The following is a 24,501-nucleotide window of genomic DNA, read 5'->3' as shown; positions in this document are numbered from 1 at the left end:
ATTGAAGGATAACCGCCCTGTCGCCTCCTCGCAGGAAAGGGCGTCATCCGCGCCGGGCCGAGGCCCGTGGGAGAGAGGCGCGGACCTATGGGGGCAGTGCATGAGGCGATGCGCTGCCCCCGCCATGGCCTGCGCCACGTCCCGCCCCCATGCGGCGCGAGGTTGTGAATTTCTTCGGACCCCGACCGGGTTTTGCGCATTGTTGAGGTGAAATCGAAACCATTACGAAAGCCCGACCATGCGAACTCATCTGCGATATGCCGCACCCTTGTGCCTCACCATCCTCGGCCTGACCGCGTGCACCGGCGAGACGATGCCCGATAGCGGAGACGAGGTGAGCGACGAAGTCATCGATGCGACGTCAGGCGATCTCGACATCGAACAACCGGTCGCGCGTGAAACGCCCCTGCCCGTCGATGGCAATGGCGCCAAGAGCGCGGAAACCGATCAGCCCGCTGTTGGCGCAGACGCCGTCTCGGGAGAGGTGGGCTCCGGGGCCGAAGCGCCCAATCCTCCGGGAAGCTGACGCTAGCGGGCTTGCCGCGTCACTCATGCCCCCAGGCAGACGGAGGCGCATCGACCGCGTTCGTCACATCGAATTCGACCCGGAAAAAGCGCGGTTCGGGAGCGCCGCCCGCGACCGTGCGGCGTAACTGGTAAGCGAAGATGCCGTCCCGGGCTTCGACCGGATCCACCTCCACGCTCCAGACATTCGTGACCGACGCGGTCAGCCCTTCCTGCTGGAACAGCGCGATGCTTTCCGCGTCGATCGGAAAGTCTTGCGCGCGCGCCGTTCCTTCCTGCGCGGTGTCGCCGCCGTACATCGTGACCGCGTCTCTCTCTCCATCCTTATGGCGGTGGTCATGTTTGAGACGGAGGCCTGTATCGCTGCGCGTGATCAGCCACGTGCGCGACCGGTCCCACTCATCGCCCGTTTTCACATGAAAGGGGATGGCGATCCGATTGTCCGAGCATTCGCGCACATGCATGACCATGTCGGCGTCAGCGAAATCGGCATCGGCCTCATCATCGCTGACAAGGCTGCCGGCATAGGCATTCCCGCAATGGCTTGAGAGCGCTTCCCAAAATTCATCCTGCGGGCTTTCCGACTCTGCGGTTGCTGGTTCCGATGGCGCGTCGGCGCACCCGGCAAGAGTGAGCGCAACGGCCGAGGCCGACAATATGAAATGTTTCCCTATCATTGGTGCGGTGTAGCGCCTGCCCACGGGCATTCATACTCGCAAGATCAAAGAGGCCATACTTGCTGCTCACCGGGCAGGCCTTATACCGGCGGACGGGACGCGAGTTTGGGGACAGAATATGAGTAGCGAGAAAATCGGCCAGGCACGCACAATCGAAGGCTTTGGCGAAGTGATGGGCGCCGCGTCGCAAGGCGAACGGCCCAATCACCGGCCCTACGAACCGCAGACAGGCGATACCTTCATCACCAGTTGGGCGAAGAGCGGCACGACCTTGATGCAGCAGATGTTTCATCAGCTGCGAACCGGTGCGGATGGCGGCGACATGCAGTTCGACGATATCAGCCGGGTCGTGCCGTGGGACGACACGGCCTACCTGCTCGATTTTGACATGAATTCCGAGCAGCCTGCCGCCCCGCGCGGTTTCAAATCTCACCGCGAATATGAGCGACTGCCACGGAGGATGCGCTACGTCGTCACCGTGCGCGATCCGAAGGAGACGTTCGTCTCGTTCTACCGCTTCATCGATGGCTGGCATCTCGAACGCGGCGCTGTCTCGATGGAGGAGTTCATGCCGCTATGGATGAGCGGAGGGCCCGGCGGTTGCGACTACTTCACGCATCTCTTGAGCTGGTATGACAGGCGCCGCGAACCCGATAGCCTTGTCATGACTTACCGCTGGGCAGTCACGCACAAGCCTGCAGCAATCCGCGCGCTGGCGCAGCTCTGCGAGATTGAACTGACGCCTGAAATCGAGGCGCTCGTGATGCAGCGGACGACGCGCGAGTTCATGCACGAACACAAGGACAAGTTCGATGACGGCATGATCTGCCGCGTGCTTGATGAAAAGTGCGGGATTCCTGCGGCAAGCGACTCGAGCAAGGTGCAGTCCTCGGGCAGCAGTGCAGACGCGTTACCCGGTTCGGTGGCGCAGGCGATTGATGCGCTGTGGTCAGAACGCGTCGAACCAGCGACCGGGCACGCGGATTTCGCCTCGCTTGCAGCGGAGGTCGATGCAATCCACGGCGCCGGTTGAAACCCCGACGCTTTTCAGAAAGCCTGCAATTTCTAGCTGCACCAGTCGGTAGGGATCGCTTCCCAGCCGTTATCTGAGGCAAGGTTGCGATCCACCAGAACTCGCCCGACATATTCGCGCGATCCGTCAGGCAGCACCCGGCGGACCTCTCGCAATTCCCTGCCATATTGATCGCGCGGGGGATCGATGTCGCCGTTCCATTCGAATGGGCCGCGTGACAGCCAGTCGTGAAGCGCGCGGCGCGCGTCTTGAGCGCGCTCCGTCTCGGCAGCGCAGGCTCCGTTGAGCTCGGGCGCGTCAAACCCTGTGAGCCTGACGCGTCGGCGGTCTCGGCCATTGCCGATGACGATTGTGTCGCCATCGACGACACAGCCTGCGGCACCTGACCAAGGCTCGCCGCAGAGTGCGAATTCATCCGCGACTTTCACCCAACCTTGCTCATGCACGTAAGGACGATAAAGAAACCACCACGCCGCGCTCACGATCACGAGCAGCGCGGGCGTGCGCCAGAGCATCCACCACGAGCGCAATCTCGCATGACGGAGGGTGCTATGTCGGATTGGGCGGCGCCTGACCATTGGCTGCACAGCGTAGCAGCATCGGCATTCAACCCAAACGCCTGACCTCGGGAAAAGCGCCTGCGATGATCTCGCTCACGGTCAACAAAAAAGCCGCCGAGGTATTCCCCCGAGCGGCCTGATTGTCGGCGCAGCAGGTGCTGCGCTATCGAATATAAAGCTTACGCTTCGATCGGCTCAAGCGAGCCGGTGCCGTTTGGCGTGGTGATGTCGAGGCAGGTGCCCGCATCGACATATGTCCATGCATTGCCCTGATAATCGACGACCGAGGTGCCCGCACAGCTGGTGCCCGGACCTGCGGCGCAATCGTTTTCGCCGGCTTTGGAAACACCGTAGCATTTTTCCTTTTCGCCGGTGCCGGCTGCTGCAAGAGCGGCTTCTTCGGTGTTGGCTTCAGCGGCAGTGCCTTCGGCAGGTGCATCGGCACCGCCGGAGCATGCTGCGGCAAGGCCGGCTGCTGCGGCCAGGGTGATGGTGCCTTTGAGACGTGCGGTGTTCATAAAAATTCCTCCAATTCAAGATCTCGATGAGAGCGCAAACAGCGCCTCCACCAAGCGATTCGTACTGAACAGGCAAAAGGTTACACTGCCAAGCGCAAAATGTTGAATGGTGCCTGAAGTGCAGCGTGATGCCCTTGCACTTTGCAGTCGGCGGACGAAGCGGCTAAGCGCCCGGCGTGTTCGAAGCATGCTGTTGCACCTCAACGCCGAAGGATTGCCCGAATGACGAAGAAAACCGACCCGCCCGCCGAGGAGAATCCCCGGGCGCTCGACCTGTCCAAGGCAGAGACGCTCATCGAAGCTCTTCCGTATTTTCAGCGTTATGCGGGGCGGACCTTCGTGGTGAAATACGGTGGCCACGCTATGGGTGAACCCAAGGCCGCGCGCGACTTTGCGGAGGACATCGTCTTGCTCAAGGCGGTCGGCATCAATCCCGTGGTGGTGCACGGCGGCGGTCCGCAGATCGGCGATATGCTATCCCGGCTTGGCGTGGAGAGCACGTTCGTCGACGGTTTGAGGGTGACCGATGAAGCCACTGCGAAGATCGCGGAAATGGTACTGTCGGGCGCCATCAACAAGGAGCTGGTCGGCTGGCTTTCGGGTGCTGGCGGAAAAGCCATCGGGATATCGGGGAAAGACGGCGGGCTGGTAACCGCTCGCAAGGTGGAGCGCACCACGCGCGACCCCGAAAGCCTGATCGAAAGCGTGGTGGATCTCGGCTTTGTCGGAGAGCCCGCCCACGTCGATACCAGTGTGATCGATACGGCGGTTGCCGCGGGCATGATCCCGGTGATCGCGCCGATAGCGGGCGGCGAGGACGGCGCGACGTACAACATCAACGCCGATACGATGGCGGGCGCGATCGCCGCCGCTCTGGGTGCGGCGCGTCTGTTCCTGCTTACCGACGTTGCAGGCGTGCTCGACGGGGAGGGAAATCTGCTGTCTGATCTGTCGCCCGCCGACATTGCAAACCTGCGCGAAGATGGCGTGATCAAGGGCGGAATGGTTCCCAAGCTTGAAACATGCGTTTCTGCTGTCGAATCGGGCTGCGAAGCGGCGGTCGTGCTCGATGGGCGCGTGCCCCATGCCATGCTGCTCGAATTCTTCACTGCGCGCGGTGCCGGTACTCTGGTGCGCGCCTGATCGCGCTGCTAGAGGCTTGATACTGGATTTTAGCGTATTACATCGGTAACACGCCTAGGGGCGGTGCACTTGAGTAGCGAAATAGAAGACTGGGAATTCACGAATGTCCGGATTGGTTGCAGTTCAACAGATCATCAGCCTGATAACCAGCGCGTTCATCATGCTGATTATTATCCAGTTCGTGATCGGGCTGTTGTTCGCGTTCAACGTTGTTAACACCTCGAACCAGTTCCTGATGCAGGTGTATGAATCGATCAACCGCCTGCTCGACCCGGTCTTGCGCCCGATCCGCAACCTGATGCCCAACACGGGCGCGATCGATTTCTCACCCTTGGTGCTCATCATCCTGTTGCAGATTCTGCAGATCGTGATCGGTTCGGTGGTCAGTTCGGCTGCTTACTGATGAGCGCAACCCGGATTGACGGCAAAGCGTTCGCGGCCCGTCTGCGCGAGCGCGTGGGTGAATACGCCGCGCGCTTCGCCGAGGCCGCGGGGCGCCGCGCGGGGCTGGCCGTCGTGCTCGTCGGCGATGATGCGGCAAGTCAGGTTTACGTTGGCGCGAAAAACAAGGCGACGCTCGCTGCGAACATGGCAAGTTTCGAGCACCGGCTGCCTGCAGATACGTCCGCTGCCGCGCTGCTTGCGCTGGTCGAGCGGCTCAACAACGATGACAACGTCGATGGCATCCTCGTGCAACTGCCCTTGCCGGATCATATCGACGAACAAAGCATCATCGCAGCGATCAGCCCGGAAAAGGATGTTGACGGTTTCCACGTCATCAATGCCGGGCGTCTCAGCGTCGGGCAAAGCGGCTTTGTACCGTGCACACCGCTTGGCTGCATGATGTTGCTCACCGATCGCCTGGGCGATCTGTCGGGCCTCGAAGCGGTGGTCATCGGGCGTTCGAATATCGTGGGCAAGCCGATGGCGCAGCTCCTGCTCGATGCCAATGCGACTGTCACGATTGCGCATAGCCGGACCAAAGATCTTGCTGCTGTCGTGCGCCGCGCGGACATCGTGGTAGCCGCGGTCGGCAGGCCTGAAATGATCCGCAAGGATTGGCTCAAGGATGGCGCGACAGTGATCGACGTGGGTATCAATCGGCTGCCTCCTGAACCGGGTCAGGACAAGGGCAAGCTCGTCGGCGATGTGGCCTTCGACGAGGCCAGCGAAGTCGCCGCTGCGATCACGCCTGTGCCCGGCGGGGTCGGACCGATGACCATCGCCGTCCTGCTGCGCAACACATTGGTCGCCGCTCACCGAAATGCGGGCCTGGACGTTCCGGACGACCTTTAGACGCGGGCAGGTTGCACCGCGGGTCAGCTCGGGTAAATCGGGTGGGCTGCATCCCTGCGGCAACGTTCATCTGGAGGTTCGATGAAGAAACTGTCCCTTGCCCTGACGGCTGGTGCCCTCACGCTTGTTCTGACCGCGTGCGGAGGCGGCCAGCGTCCCATCGGTCCTCCCACTCAGGTCATCAATCGCGTGCTGCAAACCGCACCCGGCGCGGCTCAGCCCAGCGCCGTCGTGAAAACCGAGCTTGCCTTTGCGAGAGCCGCGCGAGAAGAGGGGCAATGGACGGCTTTTCGCCAATTCGCCGCGCCGGGCGCACTCCTTCACGGTCGCAGCGGAGCGATCGACGCCGCCTCGTGGCTCGCTCCGCTGAGCGACCCTGAAAAGGCCGTCCAATGGGCTCCCAAAACTGTGGTCATGAGCTGCGATGGTTCAACGGCCGTCAGCCTCGGCCGATATCAGGATCCGGAAGGGATTGTCGGCGATTTCGTGACGGTATGGGAACGACAGCCGGACCTTGCCTATCGCTGGGTTTACGATGTTGCAGGGCCTGATGTCCCGCAGCCGCCTCCGCGCAGGCAATTCGAGGACGGAGACATCGTCGTGACTGCAATCGACGCTGTGGAAGGGCTGGTTGCAACTTGTCCAAGAGCGGGGACTGCCATTCCGCCGCCGCCTTCGGATTCGGCAGTAGGGATACGCGCGCAGGACGCGAGGCTTTCGGGTGACGGCACGCTGCGTTGGCGCTTTCAGCATCGCGGGGACGGTGAGAAATACGTCGCAGCTGAATACTTTTACAACGGGGAATGGGTCACCGCAGTTGAAGAAGTGCTTGCATCGCCCGCCGAAGAGTGATGAGGGCGGCGCGACTTTCCTAGCGCAATTTTTCGGGTGAGCCCGGCACATGGTCCTGACCGAACTCTTCATTTCCGCCTTTATCACGCTGTTCGTCGTGATCGATCCGCCCGGCTGCGCGCCGATCTATGCCGGCCTTACCAAGTCAGCGCCGCCTGCACAGGCGCGCAACATGGCTTTGCGGGCAACCGGGATCGCGACGATCATCCTCACCATCTTCGCATTCTTTGGCGAGGATCTGCTTAAGGCGCTGCATATCGAGCTCGACAGCTTCCGCATTGCCGGGGGCCTGATGCTGTTCTTCATCGCGTTCGAGATGGTGTTCGAAAAGCGCACACAGCGCCGCACCGAACGTGCGGAAAGGGTGACCGCTTCCGAAGTCGAGGACGTGTCGGTTTTCCCGATGGCCATGCCGATGCTCGCAGGACCGGGCGCGATTGCGGCCATCATGTTGCTCATGAACGAGGCAGACGGGGTCGAACAGACGATCGAAGTCTTCGCCGCGCTTGCCGCCGTCCTGATCATCACCGCCGTAGCGCTCGTGGCGGCGGGGCCGCTCATCCGGCTGCTCGGGGACAAGGTAGAGGCTGTCATCACCCGGTTGCTGGGCGTGTTGTTATCCGCGCTTGCCGCGCAATATGTTATCGACGGATTGCGCGGCAGCTTCGGAGTCTGACGGGCCGCTCTCGGCCAGGTTCAGGCCAGAGTGCTCGCGATACCAAAGGCCGACCCAAGCGCAACGCCGAGCGTGCCGAAAGCGCCCATCGCGCGCATTCCGGCAAAGGCTTTGCGCGCGCCAGTGAGGTCATCGCCGTGCGACCCGGCGAGCGAGGAGAAGCCGAGCGCGTGAAGCAAGCGGGCGGCTGCGAACACCAGGCACAGAACCAACACATAGGTCGTCTGCCCAACCAGCATTTCGAACAGCGCGATCACGACCAGGAAAAGGCCGGAATTCTCGGCAAGGTTGCCATGGCGCCGCACCTTGCGTTCAAGGTCGCGGTCCTCGCCTATGCCAATGAATTGCCCCTTGGATCGGTGTAAGCCCACGCTCAGCATCAGTGCGACCTGAAGGACTATGACAAACGCGCCCAAGGCGGCGGTGTATACGGGCAAATTCATGAGCCTGACTGTTCCTTATTGAGGATCGATTTTTCGGGGAATCCGATCAGTTCAAGCGACGCATGACCGGCATCCAGGATCCTCGACGGATCGGATGCCACACGGGCCGACGCGAATGCTCCGTGCAGCAGCTGAGTCAGCGTGCGCCCTTGCGATTCTGCGTTGGCGTCGCGGTTCAAGCGCGCTGCTGCAGCCGCTGCAATCCGGCTCAGATAGATTTCGACCTGATCGAAAATGCGCTGCGCTTCCTCTCGGATCTCCGGCATGTCCTGGCCCAGTTCGAGCGCCAGACCCACGATCGGACAGCCATGGAGATCGCCGGTGTCCTGCTGCATTCCAAGATGCGCGCCGTAGACCATTCGGTAGATGGCAGCGAGACAATCCTGAGGCTCCGCAAGATTTTCGAAATTCGCCTCGAAGACTTCGGCGATAGTCATTTCGCCATTGTACCGGATCACTGCGAGGGCGAGATCGCGCTTGTCGGCGAAATAGCGATAGACCGTCGCCTTGTTCACATCGGCCGCTTCAGCGACCAGGTCCACCGAAACGCCGTGGAAACTGTGGCGCCAGAACAGGCCAGAAGCCGCAGCAACGATGTGTGCCCTGGTGCGTTCACCTTTGGTCGGGAAGGCGGCGATGTTCATAAGTAACTGGATAGTTACTTATTGCCCTTCGGCAAAGCGCTCTCATGCGACAGATTGTCGCGGTATCTGCCGATCGTCCGTTATTGCAGTGTCATGATCTCTTCGCCGCCATCGCTGCGACCGAAGAATTGCATCAGCTGGACCAGTAATTCGCACCGTACAGACAAGTTCTCCGCCTCCAGCAGCGCCTGCTTCGAGGCCGGGTCGAACGGCGCAATCTGCGACACTCCGTTGATAAGCGATTGGTCGTCGAGACGTTCCACTGAATCCCAATCGACTGAATACCCCTGCCGGTCGGCGAATTTGCGCGCCTCGCTCTCGAACCCGCCGCGCTGCGCATAGCTGAGCGTTTCATTCTCATCGTCCTCGATGAGCTCGCCTTCGACCTGCCTAAATGCGGTCGCCACATCGAGTTCGCGGAGCAACTTGAAACGGCTCTGGCCTTCCAGGATGAGATTGTAGCGCCCATCATCCATCGCTTCGATCTCACCGATCCGCCCGACGCATCCCACCGTGTAGAGCGGCGCGCCCTCGACAGGTTTTTGCGGCTGGATCATCGCTATCTGGCGGTCACGCACCAGCGAGTCACCGATAAGCGCCTGATAGCGCGGTTCGAAAATGTGTAGCGGTAATTGCAGTCCGGGGAAAAGGACCGCGCCGGGAAGAGGAAAGATCGAAAGACGGGTTTTCATGGCTGGAGGTCGCGCGCTCACCCGAACAGGATTTTCGAAAGGCGGCGGCGGGTCGCAACCACCCATTCGTCTTCGAGCCCGACAGCCTCGAAAATCTGGAGCAACTTTGCCCGCGCGGCGCCTTCATTCCATTCGCGGTCGTCTTGGACCATGGACAGAAGTGTATCGGCAGCGACATCGCGCTCCCTCGCGGCGAAGGCCGCTTCAGCGTAGGCAAGCTTCGCATCCATATCTGCACCGTCCGCTTCGGCAGCGGCTTTCAGGTTCGCCAGCTCGCTGTCATCGACCTGCGTGCCGGCCAGTTCGAGCGCGCTCCTGGCCGCCGCAATTGCGGGGTCTTCTGCCAATTTCGGATTGGCCTCGATCGCCGACATCACCTGTTTCGCCTCGTCGACCTGACCAAGCTGGACGAGGGCGCGGACAAGGCCGGCGTGGGCAGGACCATGGTCAGGAGCGAATTCAGTCACCTGCGCGAAAATGCCCGAAGCGCGCTGGGCGTCTCCCTCGGCAAGCGCGTCCTCGCCCATCTTGACGAACTGTTCGATCTCCTCAGCCGACGGTCCCTGCTGGCCATTGGCATTCGCATCGCCTCCCGCGACAGGAAGCTGCGAAAGCAATTGGTCGAGCGCCTGCTTCAGCTGGGATTCGCTGCGAGCGCTCGTCAGGTCGGCCACGGGTTGTCCCTGAAACATGGCGTAGACGGTGGGTATCGATTTGACCTGAAACTGACTGGCGATGAACTGTTCTTCATCGACATTCAGCTTTGCAAGGACGACGCCTTTATCCGCGTATTCGGCCGCAACCTTTTCGAGCATGGGGGCGAGCGCCTTGCACGGCCCGCACCATTCCGCCCAGAAATCCAGGATCACCAGCTTGGTCTGCGACGGGTCGACGACCTCCGTACGGAACCGCTCGACTGCTTTCTGCTCTTCGATATTCAGACCCATGCTGGCCAAGTGTACGCTCCTGAAACTGCTCGGTTGAGTTTATACGTGCCTTATGTGGGGCGTTTCGGCCCGATTTGAAGCGCGCTTTTGCCTTGCCCGAATTGCTGGCGGGTTGCGGAGGGGCGATCAAGGCAAATTTGCGTGAACTTTGGGCTTGCAGCGTGCGCGCCCCGCTGTTAATTGCCCGCCTCCCCAGCGGATGGAGTGGCTTTTGCCCGAATCTGCTGAGCGCCAGTGAGCGGGCGTAGCTCAGGGGTAGAGCACAACCTTGCCAAGGTTGGGGTCGGGCGTTCGAATCGCCTCGCCCGCTCCATTATTTTCGACAGATGCGATGATCTCGGCTCGCCCGCGCGCGGCAATCATGCTCGCAGCGTCTGTGAGGCCAGCTGTGAGGCCTGGCCTACATCGGAAAGATTGACTGACCGCCATCGATCACGAGCGAATGGCCGGTCACCAGATTGCTCTGCTGCGACGCCAGAAATACCGCGACACCTTCCATATCTTCAAGCGTGCCAAGCTTCCCCGATGGCGTGCGGCGCAAGCATGCGTCGCGGAATGCTTGAGGAGTACTCATCGACATTTCGGTCTCGATAAATCCCGGTAGGATTGCGTTGGCTTGGATCCCCGCGGGCGCAAGCTCGACTGCGAGACTGCGGACGAGGCCGGATACCGCGGCCTTCGTTGCCGAATAGCCGCCCCCGGGAATACCCATGAGCGCTGCTATCGACGATGTTACTATTAACTTCCCGCCAGAGCCCTGCGCGATGAACTGCTTGGCCGCCGCCTGCATGGTTGAAATGACGCTGTTCACGTTCAGGTCCATAGTCGATTGCCAGTCATCGAGCGTGTGCTCGGTGAAGGGTTTGCGCACGCCCGATCCGCCCGCATTGGCGAAGCAGCTGTCGAGCCTGCCGAACCGCTCCAGGGTCTTATCCATGGCCGAGGCGACCTCTTCCGGATCGGTAACATCGCACGCAAAATCAGCAGCTTGTATGCCAATGGATCGCAATTCTTCGGCCGCAGCATGATTGCGTTTCGCATTGCGACCCCAGATCGCAATATCGGCTCCCGCCTTTGCAAGGCCCCGGGCCATACCAAGGCCAAGACCGCCATTGCCCCCGGTCACGAGCGCCACGTGTCCCGCCAAATCGAAAAAGCCGCGCATCCGTAGTCCCCATGTCCCGCATCAACCAAGATTGAACAATAACTACAACTATTGTAGAAAACGTCAATTAATTGAGGGGAGGCTGGAATGCGAGTGGCACAGGACCCTGGGGCTGCATTTCTGGGGGCGTTGCTCATCGCGCTTCTGCTCGCAGGAGCGGGTGAGGCGACCGCAGGCTCCGTAGCCGCAGCGACCAACCATACCATGCCTACTGTATGCGAGACGGACGAGCTGCGACTGCCTCCGGAATTCGACCGGCGGCTGGACTTGCGCCTTACCGAACTTACGGATGAGATGATTGACCACGGAATAGCGCCGGGTGCAGTCCTAATGATCGAACAGGACGGCGTGTTAGTCTATTCTCATGCGAGCGGCCTGGCCGATGCGGAGGACGGCCGCGCAATGGCCGATGACGCCCTTTTCCGACTCTATTCCATGACGAAGCCTGTCACGTCAATTGCCGCCCTGAGGCTTGCCTCAAGTGAAGCGTTGCACCTGCGCGATCCGGTTTCAAAGTTTATCCCGGAATTCGCGGCTGTGCGGACTGCCAATGGCTCCGTCAGCCGCCCCGTGACGATTGCCGACCTGCTGACCCATCAGGCCGGTATCATCTATCGCACCGATACCGAACGCAGTGGCGGCGAGTTATACCGTGCGCGCGGTATTCCCGCCGGCCCCGGCGTGGACGCGCCTCCCACTGACGGAGGTGCTCCGATCACAACATCAGCAGATCTGTCGGGCGCAATTGCAGGTATCGCATTGGCAAATGATCCTGGTGAGGCGTTTACCTATGGCAATGCCACCGATGTTCTGGGCCACGTGATCGAAGTGGTTACCGGCCAAAGCCTTGGCGAGGCGCTGGACGATCTGGTTTTTGTGCCGCTTGGTATGACCGATACGGCGTTCTATGTTCCGCAAGACCGCTGGCACTTGTTGACGAGCGCTTATACAGCCGCTTCGCAATTTCCGGAGGAAACGCGCGCCGTGCTGTCCGGCGTCGATCGGGAGCGACTTGGTCCAGCAAAGTTGACGAAGGTGGACGACGACGAGAGCAGCATATTTCTGACCAGACCGGCGATCGAATATGGCGGGGCCGGGCTCGTGGGGAGCGGGCGCGATTATCTGAAGTTCATGCGCGGTGTGCGTACCGGACTGGACCGCGCAGGGCATCCGCTGCTCACGCCGGAGATCGCAAGGCTCACACGATCAAACCATCTGACGCGTGCCGCTCGCGCGGATGCACAATATCTTGACGGGTTGGCCTTTACCTACGGATTCGCGCTCAAAATGCGCCCGACAACCGATCATCCCGTGTTCCCCAAATGCGGACTGTTCTGGGGCGGGGCGGCCTCGACCTATTTCTGGATCGATCCTGATGGGCGCACGTCCGGCGTGTTCATGACGCAGGTGTTCGGCGGGGACGTCAAAAGCTATTTCATCGAGATGGTCCGCGCTATCTACGATCAATAGAATTCCGATTCACAAAGAAAAGCCCGCCGTCGCGCGAAGGCGGACGGCGGGCTGAAAGTCTGGAGAGTTTCTAGAACCCGACGCGAAGCGCCACGCCGTAGATCCGAGGGTCGATCAGGAACGCGCTGCGGAAGCTTCCGACGAGATTGGAGTTCACTTCGAGGAAGGTGATGTCGTCGTTATTGGTCACATTCTTGACGAACCCGGTCACGCTCCAGTCGCGGTCCTTGAGCGCGACCTGGACAGACAGGTCGAGCTGTTCCCAGCCGTCGACCAGGTCGGCCGGCACGTTGAATTCGCGGCTGAAGAATTCGTCCTGAATATAGAAGTCCACACGCGGACGGATGGTCCAGTTGCTGCCACCGTCAAAGGTGTATTCGCCTGCAAGCTTGAGCGTATAATCGGGAGCGTTGGGTAAATCGTTGCCCTGCAATTGAAAAAACGCCCCTCCGCGAGACGGGTCGGACGATTCGAAATCCGAACGGATATCCGTATCGAGCAGGCCGAGCGCCCCCTCCAACCTCAAGCCGTCGATCGGCTCCGCGATCGTTTCGAGCTCGAAGCCTTGCACCCGCGATGACGGGATGTTGACGTTCGTTGCAAGGGTCCCGACGATGTTGCCGACGATCAGGTCGGAATAATCGTAGCGAAAAATCGCTGCATTAACCGTCACTCGGTTGTTCCAGAAAGTGTTCTTGGTGCCCAATTCGTACGAGTCGATTGTCTCGGATTTGAAAGTCGGCACTTCGGCGTTGCCCGGGTTGAAGCCGCCCGATTTAAAGCCGCGCGAATAGGTGAAATACACGTTGTTGTCTGGCGTCGGCTGCCAGCTGATGCTGGCGCGCCCGGTCACGTCGTCAAAGTCGGTCGAATCCGAGAACGGAGTTCCGAGCGTGATGAACCCGCTCGCCGTCGTGATCGATTTGTCGTCATTTGTGTAACGCAGCCCGCCCAGAACGCTCAGTTCGGGGGTGATGTCGTAATAGACCTCACCGAAGATTGCGGTGCTTTCCACATCGGCATCGTCGGTCTTGCCGCTCGCGGTAAAGCCGAAGGTGCGATTGACCGGCAGATAGGTCGTCACTTCGCCAGAGAAATCGGCCCACAGGTAATACCCGCCGATGATGAAGTTGAACGGGCCATCGAAATCCGATCCGAGCCGCAATTCCTGGCTGAATTGTTCGCGCGTGCCGAACGCTTCCTGCGTCGTGATGTAGTCGGTTGTCGTGACTGTCTCACCGCCAGCGCGGATATTGTAGGTCAGCACTCCGTTACCGTTGCCGTCATCATTGATGGTCAGCGGGCCGAAAGCGGTGGCGAAAGTCCCGGGATTGAAGGCATTCGGCCTTATGCCCTGGTCGAAGTCGCGAAAGGATTCGCTTTCTCCAGAGCGATAACCGGTGACCGATGTCAGTCGCAGGGAGCCGACATCCTGATTGATCTCGAGCGTTGCCAGGAAGTCGTCGTTATCTTGCTCGGGGTCGATATCGATCCGCACTTCGCGAAGATCGGAAGGGTTTTCGCCAAACGATCCCACCCGCACCGCGGTGCTGAGCAGGCCGAAGTCGAGCGGGAAGAAATTCGGGAACAGGGTGTCGACGGTCTCGGACGAACAGACGAACGTCGGATCGGGCGTGCACAGGCTTTTCACTGCATTGGCGCGGTTGCTGTCTTCGTTGAAATAGTTGAGCACTAGGTCGACGGTAGTGGTCGGCGTCGGCTCGAACCGGGTGCTTGACCGCAGGCTGTACTGGTCGCGGCCATCGATCGGATTGCCATCTACGAGATTGAGCGTGTAGCCATCGCGGTTGAGTACATGCGCAGAAAAGCGCTGATAGAATCCTTCGGCAATGGGGATGTTGATCGCACCTTCGGCGCGGCGACCATCGAAGTTTTCGAGCTGCACCGTTACATAGCCTTCGAACTCGTCGGTCGGGCGCTTGTTCACGATATTGATGAGGCCGCCCGTGGTGTTGCGGCCGAACAGGGTGCCTTGCGGACCGCGCAGCACCTCGATCCGTTCGAGATCGAAGAATTCACCGAAAGTGCTTCCCGCCTGGAGGAAGACGCCATTGATGAGCACGCCGATGTTTGTGTCAGCGCTGCCACCAAAAGATTGCGATCCGACGCCGCGGATCGTCAAATTGCGGTTGGCCGACAGGATTACGTTGGGCGCGTTGAACTGCAAATCCTGGGCATCCTCGATCCGGGCAGCGGCAAGAGTGTCGCTCGTAATCGCCGTGATCGAGATCGGAACGTCCTGGATGTCTTCCTCGCGCAGCTGCGCGGTGACGATGATGACATTGTCATCTTCGAAATCCGTGGCGCCTGTATCTGAGTCTTGCGCACTGGCCGGCGCACAAGCCATGGCCGCGCCAAGCGCAGCAAGCGAGCACAGCGGTGCTGTGTGATTGAACCTCATGAAACCTCTCCCCTTGATGTCGGAGAAGTGACAGGAATTGTATAAGTAGTCAATAAGCGGCGATCCCGATCCCGAAATTGGCGCATGGGTGTGGCTTCAGCGCCGCTTATTGCGGGCTGGGTCAGTAAGTTTGCAGACCTTGAAGCTTCAGAAAATCGCGGGAATTATCAGCAATGCGGCTAGCAACGATGCAAGCGTCGCGGCGGCTACGGGTGCGATGGGGCGCCAGCCCTGGGTTAGGGCGACCCGCAGGTTCGCGCGGAGGACAGTGGCGATAATGCCGGCCAAGATCAGGATCTTCGCGGAGTCGAGCGCCGCTTCGCTCACCGGCGCAGGGATGCTGGCAACGGAATTCACGATCACGACCGCGATATAGGCGAGCACGAAGATCGGCAGCTTCAAAGCCCGCGTGGCGCCGCCCGGTCTGCTCTCGCTACGACGGCCTGCCCAAGCCGCTATTGCAAACGCAATGGGAGCAAGCAGCATGACACGGGTCATCTTGATCGCGGTCGTTGTCTGACCGGCATTGTCCGAAATCCCATAGCCCGCCCCCAGCGCTTGCGCGACGTCGTGGATCGTCGCGCCGGTCAGAAATCCCGCTTCGAGGTCCGAATAATTCAAGGCAGCGGCAAGAACGGGATATGCGATTGCAGCCAAGGCGCTTGCCAGCAGGATGCCGAGGATGATTGCCGCGAACTGGTCTGGCCCGACCTTGTTTTTACCGATCAACGCATAAAGGAGCAGCGCGGCCGACGCGCCGCATATCGCTGTCGCGCCGCCGACTATCAGGCCGAATTCGCCCGAGAGCCGCGTCAGGCGGGCGGCGACAACCGCCGCGACCAACGCCGTGGTCATTATCGCCAGCAAGGACAGCAATCCAGTCACGCCGAGTGCGCCGAGGGCCTCGAGCGAGACCTGAAAACCCAGCAGCACTATCGCCAGGCGCAGCAAGGTTGAGCTGCAAAATTCGAGGCCGGGCTGGGTTGTCCGGACGCCCGAAAGAAAGTTCAGGGCAGAGCCTGTCAATAATCCGGCAAGGACAAGCGGGACGGAATAGTAAGTCGAAAGCCACCCCGCCGCGGCGGCCGAGGTCGCCACGAGCGCCAGGCCGGGCAGCAGGGAAGCCAGCCGAGGCTTTGCCGCGCCAGCGCCGTGCTGGTCCGCGATGTATATCTCGCCGTATAGATCGCCTGCAGCAAGGAATGGATCACGCTCATCACGCTTGGCCATCATGCCTCTCCAACCCGGCGGCGAACGATCGTCCATATTACCAGATTGATCACTACGAGCCCGCTGCCAAGCACGTAAAACGCGCCGCTGAACCCTCCGGTCGAGGCCAGTGCCAGGGGTGAGAACAGCAGGTATAGCGCCACGACGCATGAAAAGAGAGTGATCGCCAGCGGCTTGGCAAATCGCCACTCGGTCAAATCCACTTCGTCACGCACGGTAAAGGTCCACGCCTGTGCCAGCGGTTTCCAATATCCCACCGCCAGCATGATCACGACTTCGGCGATGAACAGCAGTGCATATTGATGGATGAAATGCAGAGTCACGGCATCATCGAAGACGAAGCGCAGCAGGCCGTAGGTGATGACATGGAAGATTATAGCGATCTTTGCACCGAGCGCGGGGACCCGCGCGGTAAACAGACCGACGATGACGATCGCGATGGTTGGTATGTTGTAGAAGCCGGTGAAGATGCGGATGACCTGCCACAATCCCGCTTCGGCGAAATGCAATAGCGGCGCGACAGCGAAAGAGAATAGCGCGATGACCACGCTGGCGATCTTGGCAATTCGTACCAGTGCCTTGTCGTCCACCTTGCCCCCGCGCGCTGGCGCATAGACATCGAGCGCGAACAGCGTAGCGGCGCTGTTGAGCAGTGAATTGAACGAGCTAAACACGGCGCCCAGCAGGACGGCGAGGAAAAATCCCGTGAGCCAGATCGGCAGCAGGTCGTTGACGAGCCGCGGGTAGGCCTGGTCGATGGTCGCGAAACCGGGGCCGTAGAGGTGGTAGGCGATGACGCCCGGTATCATCATCATGAACGGCACCATGATCTTGAAGAAGCCGGACGCGAGCACGCCCTTCTGCCCCTCTGCCAGCGATCTCGCGCCCAATGTGCGCTGGATCACGTACTGGTTGGTGCACCAATAGAAGAGGTTGGCGAAAATCATTCCGGTGAAGAGTGTGCCGAAGGGAGTCGGATCGCTGCTCGATCCAATAGCGTTGAGCTTTTCGGGATGCTCTGTCGTCAGCCTCGCCAGACCCCGAGTGAACTCACCGTCGCCGAGTGCTACGAGGCCGAGAACCGGGATCAGTATGCCGACAATCAGCAGCCCGATACCGTTGACCGTGTCCGAGATTGCAACTGCCTTCAGCCCGCCGAGCACCGCATATATTGCGCCTGTGACGCCGATCACAACCACCGTGGTCACGAGCGAGGGCACGTAATCGAGCCCGGTGAGCGCGGGAACATCGAACAGCTGCATCACCGCGATCGATCCCGAATACAGCACCGAGGGGATCGTCACGAGGCCATATCCGAGCATGAACAGGACAACCGACATGCGCCGCACCCCGTCATCGAACCGGTCGGCGAGGAATTGCGGCAGTGTGGTGAAGGCGCCTGCGAGATATCGCGGAAGGAAAACGAGCGCCATCGCGATCGTCGCCACGGCGGCGGTGACTTCCCAGGCCATGCTCGACATGTTGTGCCCGTACGCAGAACCATTCAGCCCGATGAGCTGTTCTGCGGACAGGTTCGTGAGCAAAAGCGAACCGGCGATGAAGGTCGCGCCTAGTCCGCGACCGGCGAGGAAATAGCCGTCCTTGTCGTCAACCGTACCGCGCGTTTTATACCAGCTGATCCAGCCCACAAGAGCCATGAAGAACACACAGGACGCCAGCGTGAATAGGATACTGCCCTGCATCGCGCGTGCGCCCCCTTTGCTTCAATCGCGTCTCGCCGGAGGTGACGGTAAAAGCGCACCTTGGCAAGTTTGCAGGCGATGGTGCGGAAACTTCTGACGGGTGTTCGGCGCAATCGGTCGCCGCCGATGTGCCGCTTGTCGAAACCAGCGCTTGAAATCTCCAAAACAGGGTTGCGATCTGAAATCATCCTGCTAGGGGAATGATACGTTATCACATGTTGTGCAGCTGACTGACGGGGTCACCATGAAAATCATTACTTCTCGCATTGCGCTTGCGACAGCGCTGTCGTGTGCGTTTGGCGCCAGCGCCGCTTTGGCTGGCACAACGACTGACGCCGAGACTGCTTCTGCTGAAGAGCAGCAATCCCAGCGAGAGGCTGATCGCCAAGAGGCTGAGGAAGGCGATCCGCACTATCGCAGCGATATTCTCGTTTCCGCCGACGGGCTTCAGGAACTGGACTTCATTGCGGGTCAAGACGTTATCGGACCAGATGTTATCCAGCGCGATCTGACCGGTCAGATCGGCGACCTGCTCGTCAAGATCCCCGGCGTTTCTGCAACCAGCTTTGCCCCCGGTTCCTCGCGACCGATCCTGCGCGGGCTCGATGCAGAGCGTGTCCGGGTTCTGATCGATGGTGTGGGAACGGCTGACGTCGCAAACACTTCGGCAGACCATGCGACCCCGATCGATCCGCTTACGACAGCGCGCGTCGAGGTGTTGCGAGGGCCGACCGCGCTCCTCTACGGCAGTCAGGCAATCGGCGGTGTCGTGAACGTGATCGACCGGCGAATCCCTATCGAGGTTCCCGAGAACGGAGTTCACGTCGACGCGCTGACCGCCTTCGATACGGTAAGCGATCTGCGCAGCGGCGGAGCATCGATCGACGTGGCCGCCGGCGAAAGCGTGGTCTTCCATCTCGACGGGTCGTTCCGCGAAACCAACGATCTGGAAATTCCGGGCTTCCAGATTGCGCCAGAACTGCGGGCAGAGCTCCTCGCAGAGGTTGCCGAGGAAGAAGCGGAGGGTGAGTTTGAAGAAGCCGCCGAGATTCGCGATGCGGCCAATCAGACCGAGTTCCTACCCAACAGCGCGACCGAAACCTGGACAGTGAATGGCGGGGTCGGTTTTTTCTTTGGCGATTCAACGATTGGCGCGTCCGTCGGCTATTTCGACACCGACTATGGCGTAGTGGGTCGCCCTGGCGCCGAGCATGCTCATGGCGAAGAAGAGGGCGAAGACGCCGAGGAAGAAGAGGAGGGCGAAGAGGTCGTCACGATCGGTCTCGAACAGCTGCGCGTGGATTTCCGCGGCGATATTGCGCTGGGAAGCGGTTTCCTGTCCCGACTGAAATTGCGCGGCGTTTATTCGGACTATGAGCACACCGAGTTCGAAGGTGCCGAGGTCGGAACGGTGTTCGAGACGGAAACGGTCGAAGTTCGGGCCGAATTGTTGCAGCAGCAGGGCGGGGTGATCGGTGCCCAATTCGTGTCGCGCGATTTTGCTGCGGTCGGTGAGGAAGCCTTCGTCGCTCCCAACGAAACGACTTCTTTCGCGATCTTTACTGCGCAGGAAGTGAACTTCGACGGTTTCCAGATAGAAGGCGCTGCGCGTTACGAGAATGTCGACGTCAGTTCGGATGTCGTGGGTGTCGACCGCAATTTCGATCTCTTCTCAGGAGCTCTGTCCTTTGTCGCGGTACCAGGTGACGGCGACGTCCGCCTGGGCCTGACCGGTTCACGGTCCGAGCGCGCTCCAGCAGGTGAAGAGCTGTTTGCCAACGGACCGCACATCGCCACGCAGGCTTTCGAAATCGGCGACCCGACATTCGATACCGAGAGTGCCTGGGGCCTTGAGGCTTTCGCCCGCGGCGAGGTCGGCGAAGTGCAGTTCAGCGCTTCGGTGTACGCGCAATGGTTCGACGATTTCATCTTCCTGCAGCCCAATGGCGAGGAAGAGGACGACCTGCCGGTGTTCCTGTTCCTGCAAGAGGACGCCAACTTCTTCGGTTTCGAAGGACAGGTCACCTTCCCGCTAGTCGAGACCAACACGTTCGGACTCAGCGCCGATCTGCGCGCGGAATATGTCGAAGCCGAGCTCGACGATGATACCAATGTCCCGCGCATCCCGCCGTTCAGCCTCCTCGGCGCGCTCGATGCGGAAATGGGCCAATTCGATGTTCGCGGCGAGGTCCAGTGGTTTGCCGAGCAGGACGAAATTGCCACTTTCGAAACGCCGACCGACGATTTCGCGCTGGTCAATCTGTATGTCTCGTGGCGCCCACTCGAAAACAATCGGAACGTTGTGCTGCAGCTGGCCGGTGAGAACCTTTTTGACACCACCGGTCGCCGCCATTCCAGCTTTACCAAGGATTTCGTGCCGCTCCCCGGGCAGAATATCCGGGCAAGCGTTCGTCTGAGTTTCTGATCGACTGCTGAAAAATGTGAGAGGCGGGGCGGGTTGGCTGGCTGGTTCGAACCGTTCGACCAACCAACCGATCAACCCCGCTTTTTTCATGCGAGCTGCCGGATCAGTTTTCGGCAGCAAAAGTCAGTTCGGCGTTCGCCTCCAGCCGTTTGACCAGCGTTTCGCCGAGGAACGATCCCGGCGTTCCGATACCGCCCGGTGCGTCGCTTTCGCTGAGCGCGATTGCGGTTTCCGCGATCATCCGGCTGGTCGAACCATATCCCGGATCGTACTTGCCCTTGACGCTGTAATGCAGCGCCTGACCGTCGGGCATTTCGGCAACGAAAAGCACATCGTAAAATCCGTTCTCGCGCTCCTCTTCGGTCGGGCCTTCACCCGGTTTGGGAGGTTTCGCGCCGAAGGGATTTTTCATCATCTCGGTCGCGGCCTCGGCCATCTTCTTGCCCGCTTCGCCCGGGCTGGTGAGGACCATTTCATCGTACTTGAAATCTTCGCCATAGGGATGACCGAGCAGGAAGTTCGTCCGGTGCACGTTCTTCGTATTGATCGGCGCCATCACGAACGGCGCGGCCCATTTGTCCAGATCCTTTTCATGCCTCGGGACCATGCCGGATGGCTGATCCGGCCCTTCGAAACCGGGTGTCAAAGCAAAGGGATCGCGCAGGACGTTGATCAGCCTCGGGTTCTTTGCCGCCGCTTTCATTGTCGCGCCCAGGCTGGCCGCGGTGCCGCCCGAGAACGTGCCCTGCATCGCGCGCACCCGGCCGCGAATGCGGGGGGCGGGCTTGCCGAAGCGCTTCTTCGCTTCTTTCTGAGCCATCAGCACGCCCAGATCGAACGGGATCGAATCGAAGCCGCTGGAGAAACAGATCCGCGCGCCGCTTTTCTTCGCAATGTCTTCGAGTTCCTCAATCTTCTCCGCCATCCAGGCAGGCTCGCCCGAAAGATCGGTATAGTCAGTTCCGGTGCGCGCGCAGGCGGCAACCAGTTCATCTCCGTAAAGCTGGTACGGACCGACCGTGGTGATGACGACTTTGGTCCGCTTGCACATCGCCTCGACCGCTTCGCGGCTGTCTGCATCGGCAACGACCAGCGGAGTATCGTCCGGCGCGCCAATCAGCGTGCGAACATCTTCCAGCTTGGCCTTGTTGCGCCCTGCCATCGCCCATTTGGGCGCGTCCGCCTTGCCGCCGTACTGACGCACGAAATGTTCGGCGACGAGACGCCCGGTATATCCGGTTGCGCCGTAGATGATGATGTCGAATTCGGGTTCAGCCATGTGTCTCTCCGTTGATCGGGTGTCCGGCGAAGGCCGGTTCCGGATGCAGCCTAGTTAGTCATTCTGGCCGCGACTGCCAGCTTGTGCTTTCAATCATGCGGCTGGCGGCTTGTTCCGGGATAAGTGCGGCACTCGCGAAGAAGGGTGACAAAGTTGACACCGTGTCAAGCGGCTCAAGAAGGTCTTTATCTTTTGTCTTCAGTGCCTTGAGGCAAATGCGCCCGGTTGACACTTTTCCAACACGGATCGCCTTGGGCAGATTGAGGATGAGGTTCGCCATCATGGTGGTGCGACCATGTCAGGTGGGCGCGGTGTAGGAAATGGCGAAGGTCTTGATGTGGGTGGGGAGCGGAATGCCTGCTTTTGGAAAAGAACATCAGAATAGCGAACTCTCTAATGCTGAGGTCCTTGCGACTGCGAACGACCCCGTTGCGGTCGTTCGCATAACTCGTCGTCAACAGCTTCTAAGTTGGCGCGGCCAGATATCTTTCGATCAAGCCCGGCGCTAGCGCTGCGCTCTGCTCGATGATAGGATACGATAAAGAAGAGCGGCCTAGAACGGCTTGACCTCGCACCAACGCCATCACGATTGCGGAAAGTGCGTGAGTATCCGTCTCATCAGCAATCTTGCCATCCGCCTTCCATCGTTCGAATGCGGCGACGAGCTGATCATGCTGCTCTTCGATCATCGCTCTCATCTGCTCGCTTAGCTGCCCTTCAGACCGATTAGCGAGCTCTTGCTGCCCTCCAGCAACGAAACAGCCAGCGGGTTGGTCCGCATCGACTAACACGGCGAGTTGGGCCGCAAAGAATTCGCGAAGGGCGATTACGGGGTCGGCATGGTCCAGAGTGGCAAAGAGCTTACGCGATACTGCCATGTCGTAACGATTGCTGGCCAGTTCAAACATCGCGTCCTTATTGCCGAAGGCGTTGTAGAGGCTTTGCCTCTTAAGCCCCGTCGCTGCTTCCAGGACCTGGATTGAAGTAGCCTCATATCCGTGTTCCCAGAAGGCGTTCATGATCTTTTCGATGGTTTCTTCGCGATCAAAGGAGGCGGCACGCATCTTTTTTGACCTTTCGTTCAAAATAGTTCTTGACTGATCGTTCAACGTGGCCTAGCTGAACTTTACCGATCAGTCAAGAAAAGGAATATCACCATGTCAAATCAAACCAACAATGCTCGTCTGGCCGCAAAGAAAGCCGTCATCACCGGCGGTACTACCGGCATTGGTCTTGCAACCGCTCGTCGTTACGTCGAGGAAGGTGCTGAAGTGATCATCACGGGGCGCAAACAGGAGGGGATCGACAATGCCCTGGCCGAACTGGGTGAACGGGCACTGGGCTTCGTAGCGGATTCGACCTCAATCTCGGATCTTAGCGCTCTGGCAGAGTTTGCGAAACGCGAGTTCGGCAAGGTCGATATCCTGTTTGCCAATGCTGGTAACGGCATGTTCGCTCCTATCGATCAAGTGGATGAAGCACTTTACGCACGCCAGTTTGACCTCAATGTCAAAGGCGCTTTCTTCACAGTGCAAGCCCTTCTTCCGGTTCTGTCTGACAACAGCTCCATCATTCTGACAGCCTCGGCAGTCCACGAGAAAGGCGCTCCTGGTGGGACGCTTTACTTTGCCAGCAAGGCCGCGGTTCGCAGCTTTGCCCGAACCATGGCTGCGGAACTGGGTGGTCGCGGTATCCGCGTGAACACGCTCTCACCCGGCATCGTGCCGACCAATTTCTTCGAGAACTCGAACGCGCCCGCCGAGCTATTCAACGACTTTGAAGCAATGGCCGGACATGGGGCTCCCTTGGGCCGCGCAGGCAAGCCGGCCGAGATCGCCGAGGTGGCGGTGTTCCTTGGCTCAGACGAAGCCAGCTTCGTGACAGCTGCGGACTATGTCGCAGACGGAGGCTGGATGAACGTTTGAGCTCCGGGCTACCGATCCAAGAGAGGGTGCTCTTGCGCTAGCGCGAGTGCTCTCTCTTCTTTGTACAAAGCCTCCTGAAAGAGCGAATGCGCAGATCACATCGGCTTGGATTGAAGGCGGACTGTCAGCTTCCACCACCAGTTTACGACATATGCAATTAGCAGAAAGCGCGTCCGCTTTTAGCACCAGATTCTCCGTGGCTTGATGACAGCAATTAAGGTCGAAAGCAGACGCTCGTGCCTCGCGAATCAACCTTGATCGCGCGCCTCCTAAAGCCGCGGCAGAGTCACCCCGCGCTGGCCCATATATTTGCCCGCGCGGTCCTTGTAGCTCGTCTCGCAGCGCTCGTTACCCTTGAGAAACAGGAATTGGCATGCGCCTTCATTGGCGTAGATCTTTGCAGGTAGCGGCGTGGTGTTGGAGAATTCCAAGGTCACGTGGCCTTCCCACCCCGGCTCCAGCGGGGTGACATTCACGATGATGCCGCAGCGCGCATAGGTGCTCTTGCCAAGACAGATGACCAGCACGTCCTCGGGCACGCGGAAATATTCTACAGTGCGCGCGAGCGCAAAGGAATTGGGCGGGATGATGCAGACATCGGTTTCCCGGTCTACGAGGCTTTCGGCGTCGAACTTCTTCGGGTCGACCGTGGCCGAATTGACATTGGTGAAAATCTTGAATTCAGGCGCGACCCGCGCGTCGTAACCATAGGACGACAGGCCATAGGAGATCACCCCTTCGCGCCGCTGCGCCTCCACGAACGGCTCGATCATGCCATGCGTCTGCGCCTGTTCCCGAATCCACTTGTCTGAAAGAATTGCCATAGAGAAGTGATTCCCGATTGTGGCGAGCGCGGCAAGCGGAGGCGGGGTATTA

Annotated in this window: 25 protein-coding genes and 1 tRNA gene; 11 read left to right on the top strand and 15 right to left on the bottom strand. The window is 59.9% G+C overall.

Going from position 1 to position 24,501, the window contains the following annotated elements; all coding sequences use genetic code 11:
• Positions 1-238: 238 nt before the first annotated feature.
• Positions 239-526: a hypothetical protein gene (locus tag KCG45_RS03720; protein WP_218315753.1), complete on the top strand. Its 288-nt coding sequence runs from the start codon at positions 239-241 to the stop codon at positions 524-526.
• A gap of 19 nt (positions 527-545) precedes the next feature.
• On the opposite strand, the gene KCG45_RS03715 is transcribed toward KCG45_RS03720, so the two are convergent.
• Positions 546-1,202 (bottom strand): hypothetical protein, encoded by a 657-nt coding sequence (locus KCG45_RS03715; protein WP_218315752.1) that lies wholly within the window; start codon positions 1,200-1,202, stop codon positions 546-548.
• 118 nt (positions 1,203-1,320) lie between these two features.
• Here KCG45_RS03715 and KCG45_RS03710 point away from each other — a divergent pair, with 118 nt between their 5' ends.
• Entirely contained in the window at positions 1,321-2,235 is a 915-nt protein-coding gene (locus KCG45_RS03710) for a sulfotransferase domain-containing protein (protein WP_218315751.1), read from the top strand.
• A gap of 32 nt (positions 2,236-2,267) precedes the next feature.
• On the opposite strand, the gene KCG45_RS03705 is transcribed toward KCG45_RS03710, so the two are convergent.
• Together KCG45_RS03705 and KCG45_RS03700 are read right to left on the bottom strand one after the other, a co-directional pair.
• Positions 2,268-2,750, bottom strand: coding sequence for a thermonuclease family protein (locus KCG45_RS03705; protein WP_218315750.1), 483 nt, complete (start codon positions 2,748-2,750; stop codon positions 2,268-2,270).
• 224 nt (positions 2,751-2,974) lie between these two features.
• The gene (locus tag KCG45_RS03700) at positions 2,975-3,313 is read right to left on the bottom strand and encodes a BufA1 family periplasmic bufferin-type metallophore (protein WP_218315749.1); all 339 of its coding nucleotides are present in this window, start codon (positions 3,311-3,313) and stop codon (positions 2,975-2,977) included.
• A 222-nt stretch (positions 3,314-3,535) separates the two neighbouring features.
• Here KCG45_RS03700 and argB point away from each other — a divergent pair, with 222 nt between their 5' ends.
• The 5 genes from argB to KCG45_RS03675 all read left to right on the top strand — a co-directional run bounded on the left by argB (position 3,536) and on the right by KCG45_RS03675 (position 7,280).
• Complete coding sequence (argB, locus tag KCG45_RS03695) at positions 3,536-4,456, top strand: acetylglutamate kinase (RefSeq protein ID WP_218315748.1); 921 nt, start codon at positions 3,536-3,538, stop codon at positions 4,454-4,456.
• 103 nt (positions 4,457-4,559) lie between these two features.
• Positions 4,560-4,859, top strand: coding sequence for a YggT family protein (locus KCG45_RS03690; protein WP_218315747.1), 300 nt, complete (start codon positions 4,560-4,562; stop codon positions 4,857-4,859).
• Positions 4,859-5,752, top strand: coding sequence for a bifunctional methylenetetrahydrofolate dehydrogenase/methenyltetrahydrofolate cyclohydrolase FolD (gene folD / locus KCG45_RS03685; protein ID WP_218315746.1), 894 nt, complete (start codon positions 4,859-4,861; stop codon positions 5,750-5,752). The genes KCG45_RS03690 and folD overlap by 1 nt, the downstream gene beginning before the upstream one ends.
• Before the next feature lie 81 nt (positions 5,753-5,833).
• Complete coding sequence (locus KCG45_RS03680; protein WP_218315745.1) at positions 5,834-6,604, top strand: hypothetical protein; 771 nt, start codon at positions 5,834-5,836, stop codon at positions 6,602-6,604.
• Positions 6,605-6,659: 55 nt separating this feature from the next.
• Positions 6,660-7,280: a MarC family protein gene (locus tag KCG45_RS03675; protein ID WP_218316406.1), complete on the top strand. Its 621-nt coding sequence runs from the start codon at positions 6,660-6,662 to the stop codon at positions 7,278-7,280.
• A gap of 20 nt (positions 7,281-7,300) precedes the next feature.
• On the opposite strand, the gene KCG45_RS03670 is transcribed toward KCG45_RS03675, so the two are convergent.
• The 4 genes from KCG45_RS03670 to trxA all read right to left on the bottom strand — a co-directional run bounded on the left by KCG45_RS03670 (position 7,301) and on the right by trxA (position 10,006).
• Positions 7,301-7,723 (bottom strand): MAPEG family protein, encoded by a 423-nt coding sequence (locus tag KCG45_RS03670; RefSeq protein ID WP_218315744.1) that lies wholly within the window; start codon positions 7,721-7,723, stop codon positions 7,301-7,303.
• Positions 7,720-8,367 (bottom strand): TetR/AcrR family transcriptional regulator, encoded by a 648-nt coding sequence (locus KCG45_RS03665; protein ID WP_218315743.1) that lies wholly within the window; start codon positions 8,365-8,367, stop codon positions 7,720-7,722. The genes KCG45_RS03670 and KCG45_RS03665 overlap by 4 nt, the downstream gene beginning before the upstream one ends.
• A gap of 80 nt (positions 8,368-8,447) precedes the next feature.
• Positions 8,448-9,059 (bottom strand): LON peptidase substrate-binding domain-containing protein, encoded by a 612-nt coding sequence (locus KCG45_RS03660; RefSeq protein ID WP_218315742.1) that lies wholly within the window; start codon positions 9,057-9,059, stop codon positions 8,448-8,450.
• A 17-nt stretch (positions 9,060-9,076) separates the two neighbouring features.
• Positions 9,077-10,006 (bottom strand): thioredoxin, encoded by a 930-nt coding sequence (trxA, locus tag KCG45_RS03655; RefSeq protein ID WP_218316403.1) that lies wholly within the window; start codon positions 10,004-10,006, stop codon positions 9,077-9,079.
• Between the two features lie 238 nt (positions 10,007-10,244).
• Here trxA and KCG45_RS03650 point away from each other — a divergent pair.
• A tRNA-Gly gene (locus tag KCG45_RS03650) sits at positions 10,245-10,319 on the top strand.
• A gap of 87 nt (positions 10,320-10,406) precedes the next feature.
• On the opposite strand, the gene KCG45_RS03645 is transcribed toward KCG45_RS03650, so the two are convergent.
• Positions 10,407-11,171 carry an SDR family NAD(P)-dependent oxidoreductase gene (locus tag KCG45_RS03645; protein ID WP_218315741.1) on the bottom strand — a complete coding sequence of 255 codons (765 nt, stop codon included), beginning with the start codon at positions 11,169-11,171 and terminating at the stop codon, positions 10,407-10,409.
• 87 nt (positions 11,172-11,258) lie between these two features.
• Here KCG45_RS03645 and KCG45_RS03640 point away from each other — a divergent pair, with 87 nt between their 5' ends.
• The gene (locus KCG45_RS03640; protein WP_218315740.1) at positions 11,259-12,641 is read left to right on the top strand and encodes a serine hydrolase domain-containing protein; all 1,383 of its coding nucleotides are present in this window, start codon (positions 11,259-11,261) and stop codon (positions 12,639-12,641) included.
• A 70-nt stretch (positions 12,642-12,711) separates the two neighbouring features.
• On the opposite strand, the gene KCG45_RS03635 is transcribed toward KCG45_RS03640, so the two are convergent.
• From KCG45_RS03635 to KCG45_RS03625, 3 genes are all read right to left on the bottom strand, one after another.
• The gene (locus KCG45_RS03635; RefSeq protein WP_218315739.1) at positions 12,712-15,063 is read right to left on the bottom strand and encodes a TonB-dependent receptor; all 2,352 of its coding nucleotides are present in this window, start codon (positions 15,061-15,063) and stop codon (positions 12,712-12,714) included.
• A 147-nt stretch (positions 15,064-15,210) separates the two neighbouring features.
• Positions 15,211-16,296 (bottom strand): YeiH family protein, encoded by a 1,086-nt coding sequence (locus KCG45_RS03630; RefSeq protein ID WP_218315738.1) that lies wholly within the window; start codon positions 16,294-16,296, stop codon positions 15,211-15,213.
• Positions 16,293-17,996: a solute:sodium symporter family transporter gene (locus tag KCG45_RS03625; RefSeq protein WP_218315737.1), complete on the bottom strand. Its 1,704-nt coding sequence runs from the start codon at positions 17,994-17,996 to the stop codon at positions 16,293-16,295. Before KCG45_RS03625 ends, KCG45_RS03630 begins: the two co-directional genes overlap by 4 nt.
• Before the next feature lie 244 nt (positions 17,997-18,240).
• Here KCG45_RS03625 and KCG45_RS03620 point away from each other — a divergent pair, with 244 nt between their 5' ends.
• Positions 18,241-20,421, top strand: a complete 2,181-nt coding sequence (locus KCG45_RS03620) for a TonB-dependent receptor (RefSeq protein WP_218315736.1) — start codon at positions 18,241-18,243, stop codon at positions 20,419-20,421.
• Between the two features lie 103 nt (positions 20,422-20,524).
• On the opposite strand, the gene KCG45_RS03615 is transcribed toward KCG45_RS03620, so the two are convergent.
• The 3 genes from KCG45_RS03615 to KCG45_RS03605 form a co-directional block, all read right to left on the bottom strand.
• A complete protein-coding gene (locus tag KCG45_RS03615) occupies positions 20,525-21,700 on the bottom strand; it encodes a saccharopine dehydrogenase family protein (protein ID WP_218315735.1) in 1,176 nt (391 codons plus the stop codon).
• A 58-nt stretch (positions 21,701-21,758) separates the two neighbouring features.
• Entirely contained in the window at positions 21,759-21,983 is a 225-nt protein-coding gene (locus KCG45_RS03610; protein WP_218315734.1) for a hypothetical protein, read from the bottom strand.
• A gap of 181 nt (positions 21,984-22,164) precedes the next feature.
• Positions 22,165-22,809: a TetR/AcrR family transcriptional regulator gene (locus tag KCG45_RS03605; RefSeq protein WP_218315733.1), complete on the bottom strand. Its 645-nt coding sequence runs from the start codon at positions 22,807-22,809 to the stop codon at positions 22,165-22,167.
• 48 nt (positions 22,810-22,857) lie between these two features.
• Here KCG45_RS03605 and KCG45_RS03600 point away from each other — a divergent pair, with 48 nt between their 5' ends.
• The gene (locus tag KCG45_RS03600) at positions 22,858-23,625 is read left to right on the top strand and encodes an SDR family oxidoreductase (protein WP_218315732.1); all 768 of its coding nucleotides are present in this window, start codon (positions 22,858-22,860) and stop codon (positions 23,623-23,625) included.
• Between the two features lie 269 nt (positions 23,626-23,894).
• Here KCG45_RS03600 and dcd read toward each other — a convergent pair whose 3' ends face one another.
• Complete coding sequence (gene dcd, locus KCG45_RS03595) at positions 23,895-24,449, bottom strand: dCTP deaminase (RefSeq protein ID WP_218315731.1); 555 nt, start codon at positions 24,447-24,449, stop codon at positions 23,895-23,897.
• Positions 24,450-24,501: the final 52 nt, after the last annotated feature.

The organism is Erythrobacter ani, from assembly GCF_019204025.1.
GTDB classification, from domain to species: Bacteria; Pseudomonadota; Alphaproteobacteria; order Sphingomonadales; family Sphingomonadaceae; genus Erythrobacter; species Erythrobacter ani.
This window is presented reverse-complemented; position numbering and strand designations above follow the sequence as displayed.